The sequence below is a fragment of the Skermanella mucosa genome, assembly GCF_016765655.2.
Classification (GTDB): Bacteria; Pseudomonadota; Alphaproteobacteria; order Azospirillales; family Azospirillaceae; genus Skermanella; species Skermanella mucosa.
Genome location: NZ_CP086107.1, coordinates 142,897 through 155,421, shown reverse-complemented (window position 1 = coordinate 155,421; position 12,525 = coordinate 142,897). Strand labels below are relative to the sequence as shown.

Annotated in this window: 9 protein-coding genes; 4 read left to right on the top strand and 5 right to left on the bottom strand. The window is 62.9% G+C overall.

Annotated elements, in window-relative coordinates; genetic code table 11:
- Positions 1-108: 108 nt before the first annotated feature.
- Both JL100_RS30645 and JL100_RS30640 read right to left on the bottom strand, forming a co-directional pair.
- Positions 109-393 (bottom strand): hypothetical protein, encoded by a 285-nt coding sequence (locus JL100_RS30645; protein ID WP_202683112.1) that lies wholly within the window; start codon positions 391-393, stop codon positions 109-111.
- A 171-nt stretch (positions 394-564) separates the two neighbouring features.
- On the bottom strand, positions 565-843 hold the full coding sequence (locus JL100_RS30640) for a hypothetical protein (RefSeq protein ID WP_202683111.1): 279 nt from the start codon (positions 841-843) through the stop codon (positions 565-567).
- A 487-nt stretch (positions 844-1,330) separates the two neighbouring features.
- Here JL100_RS30640 and JL100_RS30635 point away from each other — a divergent pair, with 487 nt between their 5' ends.
- Positions 1,331-3,538, top strand: a complete 2,208-nt coding sequence (locus JL100_RS30635) for an SEL1-like repeat protein (RefSeq protein ID WP_202683110.1) — start codon at positions 1,331-1,333, stop codon at positions 3,536-3,538.
- A gap of 209 nt (positions 3,539-3,747) precedes the next feature.
- On the opposite strand, the gene JL100_RS30630 is transcribed toward JL100_RS30635, so the two are convergent.
- Complete coding sequence (locus JL100_RS30630; protein ID WP_202683109.1) at positions 3,748-4,329, bottom strand: hypothetical protein; 582 nt, start codon at positions 4,327-4,329, stop codon at positions 3,748-3,750.
- 1,563 nt (positions 4,330-5,892) lie between these two features.
- Here JL100_RS30630 and JL100_RS30625 point away from each other — a divergent pair.
- On the top strand, positions 5,893-6,834 hold the full coding sequence (locus JL100_RS30625; RefSeq protein WP_228421636.1) for a response regulator transcription factor: 942 nt from the start codon (positions 5,893-5,895) through the stop codon (positions 6,832-6,834).
- 56 nt (positions 6,835-6,890) lie between these two features.
- The gene (locus JL100_RS30620; RefSeq protein WP_202683108.1) at positions 6,891-8,678 is read left to right on the top strand and encodes a tetratricopeptide repeat protein; all 1,788 of its coding nucleotides are present in this window, start codon (positions 6,891-6,893) and stop codon (positions 8,676-8,678) included.
- A gap of 87 nt (positions 8,679-8,765) precedes the next feature.
- Here JL100_RS30620 and JL100_RS30615 read toward each other — a convergent pair whose 3' ends face one another.
- Positions 8,766-9,383, bottom strand: coding sequence for a hypothetical protein (locus JL100_RS30615; RefSeq protein ID WP_202683107.1), 618 nt, complete (start codon positions 9,381-9,383; stop codon positions 8,766-8,768).
- On the bottom strand, positions 9,353-10,096 hold the full coding sequence (locus tag JL100_RS30610; protein WP_228421634.1) for a helix-turn-helix domain-containing protein: 744 nt from the start codon (positions 10,094-10,096) through the stop codon (positions 9,353-9,355). The genes JL100_RS30615 and JL100_RS30610 overlap by 31 nt, the downstream gene beginning before the upstream one ends.
- A 634-nt stretch (positions 10,097-10,730) precedes the next feature.
- Between JL100_RS30610 and JL100_RS30605 the strand changes: the two genes are divergently transcribed.
- Complete coding sequence (locus JL100_RS30605) at positions 10,731-12,506, top strand: calcium-binding protein (protein WP_202683105.1); 1,776 nt, start codon at positions 10,731-10,733, stop codon at positions 12,504-12,506.
- Positions 12,507-12,525 lie beyond the last annotated feature (19 nt).

Sequence of the window (12,525 nt, the reverse complement as noted above, 5' to 3'; positions counted from 1 at the left end):
GTCTTGACGTTGCCGCAGTGGGCACGAAAGCCCGTCGAGTCACGTCTCCTGATCGGATGTCGCTCCTGGACCATCGCCGAGTTCAGGACGGTTGCCGGTTCCTGGGCGTCAATTGACAATCGACACGGCGTGCAGCGTGATGCTCGACAATTGGTTCTCGATAGTCACCACGGAGGCGTCGACTTCCACGAAGGTATCCTTGCCGATCGCCTGAACGTCGGCGACGAGGAAGGCCGAGTTGCCTTCGACATACGTGTTGATGTCGACATCGACATCGACTTCCTTGTAGACGTCCAACGTGATGTCGGTGTCGAACTTTATGTCTGCGCTGAAGTCAATTTCCAGATTGCTGTCATATTCAAAACTTGGAATGGAGTAGTATGAGAATGACATCGGAGCCTCCGTGCGATGGATGAAGTCACTGCGGCTTTCTGGCAAAGCTCATCTTAGCCTACCGGCCGCCATGTTATGAAGATTGCTCGGCTGAAACAGCCTGACGCTTCTGAACATGGACGGCCGGTGTGCCAGTGATGGCCGACGGTGGCTTTACACCGCCGTCCACAGTCAGCCGACGACGGATTCCGCAGAGACCGTAACGCTCGACAGCTGGTCCTCGATGGTCATCACGGCGGTGTCGACCTGCACATAGGTGTCCTTGCCGATCGCCTGGACGTCCGCCACGAGGAAGGCCGAGTTGCCCTCGACATCGGTTTCCACCTTCACGTCGACATCCACGTCCTTGTAGACGTCGAGCTTGATTTCGGTGTCGAAATTGATGTCAGCGTCGAAGTCGATCTCGATGTCGGAGTCAGTCTCGAAGTCCGGGATATCGTAATAAAACATCATTGCCTCCATTGACTTTGTTTAGGCCGGCGTTTCTTGCCGGTGAGTTCAGGCTGGCTTTAATCGAGATTCAAGTCAAAGCGCCGCTGGGCTTAGTCAACCTAAGACGTAGCCATCGTGTTTATCACCGAGTTCATGCGCACTTTGTAGGTGCCGGACATGGCCCATCCGTCTTTCGGTGATGATTGACAATGCGCATCGCATGGGGCTGCGCAATGTGGGAAGCCGTATGACGGGCAGGCGGACCCCGCCGAGTGCAGGGCTCGGGAAGCTCCCATCCGGGGGCACCCGCCGACTGGTTGGATCGTCATCAAGCCGGCCCGTGTCTCGAGGGGCGGTCTGCCGCGGCCCCCACGTCCGGAAGCTGAAAAGGGTGATCCCTCTGCGCACCTGCACCGGAGCCCCGCTTTCCTGCAAATGTGATCACTTCCCGGAGCGGGCGGACCGCGCTTCTGGAGTTACGGCAATCACGAGCAAGGGGGAGGACATGACGGAACGTGACCTGACAAAGCGGAAGCCGTTGCCATCGGCCCGGAGGGCGGCCGCTGCCGGCCTCCTGTCGGCCGGGGCCTTGATGGGAACGGCCGGGCTGGCGGCACAAGCCCAGCCGTTCGCTGATGCCCGGCCGGAGACCATGGCCGAGATAGTCGAGACCATGGCGGCGCCGCTGTCGGTGGAAACCGCGGAGGGGCTGATCGACACGCATATTCCCTTGTCGATCACGCTACGGCCTGATGCCGAGGCCGACCGAATCATCCTTGTCGGCCTGCCGCCCGATGCCAGGCTGTCTGTCGGCACCGAGGTCGTCGAGGGCCGCTGGCAGCTGTCACCGACCCAGCTGTCCGGGCTGACGGTCATTGTTCCCAGGAGCGGTGCCGGCTTCGGCACCTTGACGGTGCATGCGGAATCGGCGGGCGGAGACAGAGTGGCCTCGGCGATCATGACAATGATCATCCACGAGGCGGCATCGCATCCCGCGCAGATGCCGACACGCTTGTCCTCCGAACCGGCGATCCGGGAGCTGCCGCCGGCTGCTTCGGAACCCAGGTATTCATCGCCGTCGGAGGAGTTGCTGGCACCCGCCTTGCCGCCTGTCATGGAGGAGCGCTTGGCGGAAGATCCTGTGACCGAAGATGCTGAAATTCCGATCTCATCGCAGATGGCGGAGAAGCCGTCGCCGGAAGGGTCGGTATCCCCGGACGCACAACCTGCGCCTGAACGCGAGCGAGCTGCCGCACCGCCATTGCAGGCGGGAAGCTCCATCGATCAGAATCCTGGAACTGACGAGTCGGCAGCCGCCGATCAAGGTTTGACCGATTCGGAACTGGTGCGAACAGAGCCGGAGAACTCGGAGCGGGCGGCGGAGGAACAGGCCGCCGAGCAGCAGGCCGCCGAGCGGCGGGCGGCGGAGGAACGGGCCGCCGCAGAGGAGCGGGCCGCCGAGCGGCGCGCGCAGGAGGAACAGGCCGCCGCAGAGCAGCAGGCCGCCGAGCGGCGGGCGGCGGAGGAACGGGCCGCCGCCGAGCAGCAGGCCGCCGAGCGGCGGGCGGCGGAGGAACGGGCCGCCGCCGAGCAGCAGGCCGCCGAGCAGCGGGCCGCCGAGCGGCGGGCGCAGGAGGAACGGGCCGCCGCAGAGCAGCAGGCCGCCGAGCAGCGGGCCGCCGAGCGGCGGGCGCAGGAGGAACGGGCCGCCGCAGAGCAGCAGGCCGCCGAGCAGCGGGCCGCCGAGCGGCGGGCGGCGGAGGAACGGGCCGCCGCAGAGCAGCGGGCCGCCGAGCGGCGGGCGCAGGAGGAGCGGGCCGCCGAGCAGCGGGCGCAGGAGGAGCGGGCCGCCGCAGAGCAGCGGGCCGCCGAGCGGCGGGCGCAGGAGGAGCGGGCCGCCGCAGAGCAGCGGGCCGCCGAGCGGCGGGCGCAGGAGGAACGAACCGCCGCAGAGCAGCGGGCGGCCGAGCGGCGGGCGCAGGAGGAACGGACCGCCGCAGAGCAGCAGGCGGCCGAGCGGCGCGCGCAGGAGGAAAGGGCCGCCGCAGAGCAGCAGGCGGCCGAGCGGCGCGCGCAGGAGGAACGGGCCGCCGCAGAGCAGCAGGCGGCCGAGCGGCGGGCGCAGGAGGAACGGGCCGCCGCCGAGCAGCGGGCGGCCGAGCAGCGGGCGCAGGAGGAACGGGCCGCCGCAGAGCAGCGGGCGGCCGAGCGGCGGGCGCAGGAGGAACGGGCCGCCGCAGAGCAGCGGGCCGCCGAGCAGCGGGCGCAGGAGGAACGGGCCGCCGCAGAGCAGCAGGCCGCCGAGCAGCGGGCGCAGGAGGAACGGGCCGCCGCAGAGCAGCAGGCCGCACATCAATCGGCTGCACGAACGCTTCAGCCTGATGCCCGCCCTTCACCGCCATCGCTGTCGCTTACCGTCACGGCGGCGCAGGAACGGCTTCTGCGGCGCGGCAACGGTCTGCTCCAGAGCGGCGACATTGCGGGCGCTCGGTTGTTCTACAGCAGTGTCACCTCGTCCGGGAGCGCCCAGGGGGCCACCGGCCTTGCCAAGACTTACGACCCTTTGGTACAGCGGGAGATCGGTGCTATCGGCATAACCCCCGACCCGGACATGGCTGCCGACTGGTACCGCAAGGCAGCTGACGCCGGGGACACCGAGGCGGAGCGCCGACTTCGTGCACTCGACAACTGGCTCAGGCGAAATCCTGGCTGAAGGGCTTACGGCGGTTCTCTTTCTGGACTGCGACCCGGACGGCCAAGACTGCCGTCCGGCCCGGCGCGCCCGCAAGTCCGATCGCGAGGAAGCTCAACGAACCCGGATGAGGCCGGCCTACGGAACCGGCCGGCGCCGTCACGTTCAGTCGATACGCCCTGAGTCCGTCGTCGCCGAGGAAACCGAATGCGAATCCGGGCCGACTGAACTCATCCAACTCCACCGATAACAAGCGCTGACACCGTAGAGAGTTGATTCTCAACGGTAAGGATCGAGCCGTCGACGCTTATATAGGTATCCTGGCCATAGGCAGAGGCGTCTATGTCCAAGACAGCTATGTTTCCCATATCGAATTCCCAAGCGGAAAGCGGATCGATCGCGGCATTGCCCGACTCCGGCGAATCCGGGGTGCCGGCGCTTGCCTGGGTATCCGCAGTGCCGCCGCCGGTCGAAGTGCCCAGGCTGGAACTGTCCGTTCCGGTTCCTGGGGAACTGTCATAAACGACGAGCGAGCCCGTGGTCGAACTGACGCTCCATTCGCTCTCACCTTCGCTTTGGGCGGTGTTGGACGTCTCAAGGCTCCAGGCGACGGTTTTTCCTCCCGGAGAGATCGCCGCAGAGGTCTCCGCAGACGCATAGGCGGTGTTGTCGCTACCGGACTGAGAAGTTGCAGAGAAGGAGGATGTGCCGGAAGCAACGGTCGTCGTCCCCAGATCGGTGATCTCAAGATCGATGTCGCCCTCGGCAATCGTCTGTTCACCGATGGCGAAGGCTTCGCCGGTGAGTTCCATCGCGACGCCGTTCTGCGTGTCGGAGCTCGAGGGAGTGTATACCCCCAGCGAAATATCGTAGTCTGAAGTTTGGGTGGAGGGTTGGGTCCCGGACCCGGAGGTTGAAAACCTCGTCGACCCGCCGGTTGTAGATGTCCATGAGGTTGCCATGGCGTTCCACTCCTTGTCAAAGGGGTCGGTAACCTTAGTCTCCAAACCGCAGAATCATGAATGGTCGAACGATCGATGACGCTAATTGTCGAGCTCCATGTTGCTCATGCGCCTTTATTGCACTGGTCAAACTTTGGTTCTAGGGAGGTGCCCGGGGCTTAACACCCGGATGATCTATACTTCATATTTTTACTCAATAGATTTTCCAAAAATTTGGTTTCTCTTCAGCGATATAGTCATTCGAACAGTATGGCATGCACCTTTGGCGAAACCATCCGTTCTCTCCAATATTTGGGCAGTTCTCACGTCTGATAGCTTGAAATCATAGCGATACGAGGTGCTCCCGGAGACCACAAGAATTACGTCTTTGGCCATAGATCCATTCAAGCCCAGGCCACCCCAGCCATCCGCGCCAACGCGTCGAGATGCAATAAAAAATATTAACCCTCAAAATAAACCACAAAGCCGCCCACCACGCGTTTCGTTAAAAACAAATATTGTTAAAATAATGAAATGAGAATCTGAAAAACAAATAGAATCTAGTCTCATATTAACGCACTGTTATTTATTAATTCCGAAACTTTTGAGTATGGACCCCTTTTCAATGCTCATTTTCTCTATCGGAAAAGATCCGCAACGACATATTCCCCAAAAGTTAATGAAGGAAATTGAACGCTTGGGTATCTAATTTCTTTCTCCGGATGGAGTAGCTGGGCTCATGCAAAACGCTTAGTAATCGGCAGTATGACTAATCCCGATGGAAACGGGAATTAAGAGAGAAGGTATACAATGTGAGACATATACTGTTATTGACACGCTCGGTTGTAGCGCATAACGTCGGGATCGCGAGTTAAAAAGCAAATCTGATACGCCTAAAAAGCATGACCAATCCGCCGTCAATCTGAATTGCAAAATCGAGGAGCTTCATCATGTCACCACGCATGATAAAAGCTGCTGGTTTGATCTGGTGTAATAAAAGTGAATCATTAGTGTTCTAAATCTTGGTGGTTGAAGGGGCCTTCTGAAGACTTAGGGCTGACTGGCGCTTGCGGGCTTATCCGGGTGGACAGCCTGAAACCGGCAAGAAGCCAGATCGCTCATATAAAATGCAGCAGCAATCCAGGACGTCGGTCCAGAGGCTATCGGCATGCACTGAGCCGTCGGGCGATCGGGGCCAGTTGAAGGGGGGGGTAACGTGAAGCAGAATGCATGTTCTAAAGGGCGAACGTGGGAAACGGCGCCGCCGGGTGTATTCGCAATTCTGCAATCGACCCCATTTCGAAATCTCCGTCGACGACGCGGTGATGAATGGGAAGAGTCAGACCAGATTGCTCGTTCAAATCCGAAAGGTTAGGAAGCTCTTGCTATAAGCTGTCAAATATGCGGGTGCCCGTAAATAAAAGAGGCCAAGCCATGGAAGAGGTTTCATCCGCAGTCGCCCCTCGATCAGCAGTGATCATTATTGATCAAAACAAGCTGCGCAGGGCCAGTGTCGTCAATTTTCTGCGTTCCTGGGCTGACTCGATTTCGGCGACACTCGTCGGTATGCGGTTTGTCGAGACCGCCCAGGATCTCAACCTCGGATGCGAATGCCGCTTGGCGGTGTTGAATCTGGGAGCGAGCTACATAGACAGCCCGGACGCCCAGTGCCTCCTCGAGATCCTGAGAGAGCAGTTGCCGGACACGCCGGTCGTGCTCTTTTCCGATCTGGAGGAGCCTCGGGAAGTCATAGCGGCCTTCCGCGCGGGTGCCAAAGGCTTCATCCCGGCCAGCATCGAGCCTGATGTCGTGATTCAGGCGCTCACCTTCATCATGGGCGGCGGAACGTTCTTTCCCCCGGAAGTCCTGCTTGAACTCAGGGGCCAGCGGTCTCCCGGCGGTGCGGAGGACGAGACGTCCGACCACGGCGGCCCGACCCTGCACGAGCCCAACGCAGTCGGTGGAGACCCGCAGGGCGGGCGCTCCGGACAGCTGACCCTGCGCCAACTGGATGTTTTCGCCCTTCTGCGCCAAGGCAAGTCGAACAAGATGATCGCCCGCGAGTTGGGGATGCGCGAGGCGACGGTAAAGGTCCATGTCCGGCAGATCATGCGGAAGTTGGGTGCGTCGAACCGGACCCAGGCCGCCCTGTGCGGGATCGACACCCTTTCGGATAGCGTGCAACACGAGTCCCTCATCGACGAGGGTCTCCCGCTCGAGATCGAGGCCAACCCGGCCGAGAGCAAGCAGGCCAGCCGGCTGTCCAAAGAGATAGTGACCGGGCACCGCGTTCTGGCCGGGGGATTCCTGGGTGTCGCACTGGTCGAAAGCGCCATGGTCGATATGGCGACGGCCTTGTCCGCTTTTCTTGTCTGACCCCTCGACGTCCGGACCCTCGACGCTATCCGTACCACCAGGAGTCGGGAAAACCGATGATCGCGATCCACGGGCAGACACTCCGCAGGTTGACAGTCGCCGGCTTTTGCGCGGCTCTGCCGGTCACATCGGTTGCAGGTTCCGCGTGGGCCGGAACCAAGCCGATCGACGATGCCGCCATGGCCAGGGTCGGACCAGGATCCACCGGTTCGCCTCCCGAACATCCCGGCCATCGGACGGGTGACCCGGCCATCGGTGTAACGCTCGCGAGGCGGCTGCCGACGCTCGTCTCGGCCGTGATGGCATCGCCACGGGAACCGGCTTCGCAAGGCATCGGAGCCGGGCAGGACGAAGTGATCGACGAACTCCAGCGGACTCTCGGGCTCGGCAGGGCGCAAGTCATTGCATTTTGCCGGATCATCGGCGAAGTCGGGATCGCGCCGTGGCGGATGGGCGAAACGCTCGCCGACATCACGCGTCGGCACAGGCGGCTGACCATGCGGGTCGGCGGGCTGCCGGAACAGGTGGCCGGGACCGAGGAGGCCAGGGCCGATCTAGCGGAAGCTCTCGATACCGGCGATCTGGCGCGCGCGTACCGGCTGGTCGAGGAAATCGGCCGGGCTTTGCAGCAATCGAGCCCGCCCAGCCCCGGCGGCGCCGAAACCGTCATCTCCGAGGCCATGATCCAGGAGCTGCGCGGGGAAATCGCCTGGGCGCGCCTGCGTTACCGGCAGGCTGCGGACCATTTCCGGGAGGCGGCAGCCCGTCTCCCCGCCGATCAGGCGGCGCTGCGCCTGCGTTATCTTGAACAGGCTGCGGAAGCCCTGTTCGGGCAGGGTGCCGATTTCGGTGATAACGACGCCCTGGCCCAATCCGTCCGGCAGTATGGCCTGGTGGCTCAGGAGCGCAGCCGTGCGGACGACCCGCTCGCCTGGGGGACCGCGCGAAACAATCTGGGCAAGGCATTGTGGATCCTTGGCTCGAGGGAGGAAAGCACGACCCTCCTCGAACAGGCTGTCGAGGCATACCGGGCCGCATTGCAGACGCGCACCCAGGCGCGGGCGCCGCTCCACTGGGCTGCAACGCAGCACAATCTGGGCCTCGGGCTATCCAGACTCGGCCTTCAGACCAACGACATGTCGCTTGCCCGGCAGGCGGCTGCCGTCCACCGCGCCGTTCTCGGCGAGCAATCCCGGGAAGAAACGCCGCTGGAATGGGCCCGGAGCCAGGCCGCGCTGGGCACCGCGCTCCTCAGGGTGGGGACGAGGGAGAGGAGTGTCCAGCTTCTCGACGAAGCGGCCGCGGCCTACCGCGCCGCGCTCGACGTGCGCGACCGGGATCGCAATCCCTGGGAATGGGCTGCGACCCGCTACAATCTCGGCCATGTCCTGCTCCAGCTCGGCTGGATGACAAAGGATCGGCAGCGCCTCGAAGAGGCGGTCGAGGCCTACCGTGACGCTCTCGGGGAGCAAGTCCGCGAGCGCGACCCGATCGCCTGGGCGCACGCGCAGACGGGCCTGGGAGCCGCGCTCATGACGCTGGATGCGATGGACCGGGGGACGGCCGGGCGCCTGGAGGAGGCCGTCCGGACCTATCGGGCCGCGTTGTCGGTAACGGATCGCCACCGCAATCCGCTCGACTGGGCGCGGATCCAGACCAATCTCGGGATCGCGCTACGCGGGTTGGGCCTGCGCCAGCAACAGTCCTCTTTCCTTGAGGAAGCCGTCGATGCCACCCGGGGCGCCCATGAGGTGTATATGGACGCCGGGATGGTTCATCTCGAGGCCTATTTCACCGACCGCATCATTGACTGGGAAGCTGAATTGGCGGCGGTCGGCAAGTGACCGGGCCGGGTTCGATCGTGGTCCGCAGACCAGGTGACGGGCGGCTCCCGGCTCCTCGGGCCGCCGCCCGGCATATGAGCACTGCCGTCACGCGATCCCGGTCGTGATGGAAGCGTTGACCGTGGACAGGGTATCCTCGACAGTCAGCACCGAAGTGCCGACGTCGGCATAGGTGTTTTCGCCCTCTACCAGGACGTCGATCTGCACTTTCGCGACGTTCCCGTCGAGGTCCACCGGGTCGGGTTTTTTGATCGCCTTGAACCCTTGGATCTTGGAAAGCACCTTGCTCAGGCCAGCAGAAAGATCCAGCGTCTTGGGCAGGGTGATTCCTTCGATGTCGATGGCGAGGACGCGGGTCGTCGAAGTTTCGGTCCAGGTGGTGGAATCGCCGTTCTCGGTCGTATTGCTCGTCGACTTCGTACGGGTGATCACGATGTCCGCACCTGAGACATCGGCGAAGCTGTCCGCCGTCGCATAAGCCGTCGACCCACCCGTCGATTGGGCCGTCGCGCCGAAGCTCGCGGTCCCTTTGACGACGGTCACGGCCCCCAGATCCTTGACCTGGAGCGTGGCTTTTCCCTCAGCCAGCGTATCCTGGCCGACCGCCGTGGCTTCGCCGCCGAGGACGGTGGTCACGCCACTCTGGTCGGTCTTTGCCAGGGCGGATAGTTTGGTCAGAAGCAACTTGCCGATCTTCTTTGCCATGTTCCCGTCTCGCTCCTTGATGCTGGCCTTGATGCCGGCCTTGATGCCGGCCCTTGCTGGCCGAGAGGTGGAGGTATTGGGGGCCGCACGACGGCCCGGACAGGGTCCGCGCGGCCTGCCGGCGGACCATGCCTGCCCAAGACTTTGGGTCCGGGGGGCGACACCCTGGGTGTATCCTTCGTTCTCCTTTGGACATCCGGGCGGCTGGGACCATTTGGCTTAAGCAGGTTCAGCGGGCCGCGTCGTCCTCCCGGCGGCCCGGGATCGTCGAGGTGGGGGCCGTCGTCGTTCGCCTCCAGACCCAATCCGCGCCGGATCTCCAGCAGGGCGGTCGGAGGGAAGAACGAGCCGCCGCCCATGATGAAAGTCAGCGCGCGGACTGCGATTTCCGGCTCGATGCTCGTGGGGATGAAGCCGTTGACCCCGGCGCGGACGGCCGAGACGATCTCGTCGGCTTCCTCCCGATCGGAAATGACGACCAGGGGCACTCCCGGCAGATGACTGCGCACATTCTGGATCAGGCGCTGACTGCCGAAGGCATTGATGGAAACCTCGCCCAGGTTGAGGATCACCATCCTGCACCCGATGTAACCGCCTTCAAAGGGAGGCGCGACACCAGGGAAGTCCGCCAGGGTCACCTTGACGATATCGGCCCAGGATTTGAGAAGTTCCACCATGCCGGCTCGCCGAAGGTTCTTCGGGTCGACAATCAAGACAGTTGGTTCTCCCATGTCCGCCGCTGACTGATGAATCATGTTCGCGCCTCATACCCTCGATGTCTGCTCCACACAGCCCGGGCCTTGGCAGCCAGGTTGCATCGGCCGCCATTGCCGACCTCTCTTGCCGGGTGGAGAGATCATGCCGCTTGTAGATGCGCCGTAGTGGCGCAACACATCATGAAAGTAATACCTCCCAAGCTACAATGGATTTAGCAGTCGAGAGCCGGAAGGCGTAGACTCGTGTGTTGCAGCCATAGGTTTACGAAGCGTGAGCGCATCCGGAGTATGCACAGGCCCGGGCATGTAAGCAAGATGAGGGAGAGGCACGACTTGAGCGGGCAAAATAACCGTCGTCAGCTAATCCGACAATGAAATATACAACGAAATCAACGATCGAGGCAGGCTTGACGAGGCCATTGCTTCCTTGAGATACGTCCTTGGGCGTACTCGGATATTGAGATTGATAAAGTATGATCAACTTTAGCGGCATTCACCACCTGATGCACACGGTTGATCGTTGACCAAGAGCGCTATTGTCTGCGCGCCGCCCCGCAGTAGGATCGAAGTAGATTTTCTACACGACGCCACAAATACGCAATAATGATGCGAAAGTTCGGAGGGTGCGCTAATGCCTACCTACACGACGATCAATCTCACCGAGGCGGATAATTTCAGCAGGACGACGACTGCGGGCAGCTACCGTGTCAACGGCCGCGGCGGCAACGACATCATCATGATGGCTCCGCCGTCATCCTCGCGGACGCCGGATGGTGAGGATTATCTCGACGGGGGCGATGGCAACGATACCCTGACCGCGGCCAAGACGGCAGACATCCTCGTAGGTGGCGACGGAGAGGACATCCTGCGGGGCGGCGACGGCAACGACGCTCTTTACGGCGACGCCATCGATGCCAACAACGACGGGACCCCCGACGGCGGCGACTCCCTCCCGGCCGGAGCGGATGACACCCTGGACGGCGGGAACGGCGACGACACGATCTATGGCGGCGGCGGCAACGACACCATCATCGGGGCGAGCGGGAACGACACGGCCCATGGCGGCTTCGGAAACGACACGCTGCTCGGCTCGTTCGGCAACGACAGCCTGTTCGGGGGCGAGGGCGACGACCTGCTCGACGGCAGCAGCGACAACGACACGCTGGACGGTGGCGGGGGCGCCGACTCCCTGCTCGGCGGGATGGGCAACGACATCCTGCGCGGCGGCGGCGCGAACGACAGCCTGAACGCGGGGGCCGGCGACGACGAGCTTCATGGCGGCGAGGGCGACGACAGCCTGAACGCCGGCGATGGAGTCGACATCCTGTTCGGCGATGCCGGCGGCGACACCCTGCTCGGCGGCGCGGGCAACGACGAGCTCAATGGCGGGGCGGACAACGACATCCTCGACGGCAACGAAGGCGACGACGTGATGAACGGCGACGGGGGCAACGACACCCTGCGCGGCAATCCCGGCGCCGACATGATGAACGGAGGCGACGGCATCGACGTCGTGGATTATTCCGCGTCGGCCAGCGCCGTCGGCGTCGACCTCTTCGTCGCTGGCGGCCTGGGCACCGGCGGAGCCTCGGGCGACCGGTACAGCACAATCGAGGAGGTGATCGGCTCCAGCTTCAACGATGCGATCATCGGGACGGACGGGGTCAACCGCCTGGTCGGCGGAGCCGGAAACGACCAGATCGACGCGAAGGGCGGCAACGACTTGCTGATCGGCGGAACCGGGGCGGACTTATTGATCGGCGGTGCCGGGGTCGACGCGGTGGACTATTCGGAGTCTTCGGCCGGCGTCACGGTTGGGCTGAGCACGGCGGGTACGACGCTGGGCGTGGGCGGCGATGCCGAAGGCGACAATCTGAACACCATCGAGAATATCATCGGTTCGGGTTTCGACGACTCCATCATCGGCAGCGACGCCAACAATGCCCTCTTTGGCGGCGCCGGCAAGGACACCTTGTTCGGCATGCTAGGGTCGGACATCCTGGTCAGCGGCAGCGGCAACGATACCATGAGGGGCGGCAGCGGTGCGGACCTGCTGTTTGCAGATGGGGCGACGCCGGCAGGATTTGCAAGATCGATCTACGGCGATGGCATTGATGACGGTGGAAGCCGCGGTGCGGACACCTTCCGGAGCTTCGACGGATTCAACCTGATCTGGGACTACCAGGCTGGCGAGAGGATCGAAGTGGACGGACTTGCCCGGGCTAGCCTTCAAAGCTTCAGTTCCAATTGGTGGCTGCGGTTGGTCACGGAACCCGGAGCGACGACGAGCGCCATCGGCCCGCATGAGACGTGGGCGATAATCGGTTCGACGGCAACCACAACCCAGGCCCAAGCCGGGACCGTCGCCAACAGCTACCTGAATTCGGGGTCCATCGTCATCGTGTGAACCGGCATGGACGAAAAAA

What these genes read in the sequence shown, in the direction of transcription:
- JL100_RS30645 (WP_202683112.1), bottom strand. Translation starts at nt 393, where the DNA reads ATGTCATTCTCATACTACTCCATTCCAAGTTTTGAATATGACAGCAAT.
- JL100_RS30640 (WP_202683111.1), bottom strand. Translation starts at nt 843, where the DNA reads ATGTTTTATTACGATATCCCGGACTTCGAGACTGACTCCGACATCGAG.
- JL100_RS30635 (WP_202683110.1), top strand. Translation starts at nt 1,331, where the DNA reads ATGACGGAACGTGACCTGACAAAGCGGAAGCCGTTGCCATCGGCCCGG.
- JL100_RS30630 (WP_202683109.1), bottom strand. Translation starts at nt 4,329, where the DNA reads ATGGAACTCACCGGCGAAGCCTTCGCCATCGGTGAACAGACGATTGCC.
- JL100_RS30625 (WP_228421636.1), top strand. Translation starts at nt 5,893, where the DNA reads ATGGAAGAGGTTTCATCCGCAGTCGCCCCTCGATCAGCAGTGATCATT.
- JL100_RS30620 (WP_202683108.1), top strand. Translation starts at nt 6,891, where the DNA reads ATGATCGCGATCCACGGGCAGACACTCCGCAGGTTGACAGTCGCCGGC.
- JL100_RS30615 (WP_202683107.1), bottom strand. Translation starts at nt 9,383, where the DNA reads ATGGCAAAGAAGATCGGCAAGTTGCTTCTGACCAAACTATCCGCCCTG.
- JL100_RS30605 (WP_202683105.1), top strand. Translation starts at nt 10,731, where the DNA reads ATGCCTACCTACACGACGATCAATCTCACCGAGGCGGATAATTTCAGC.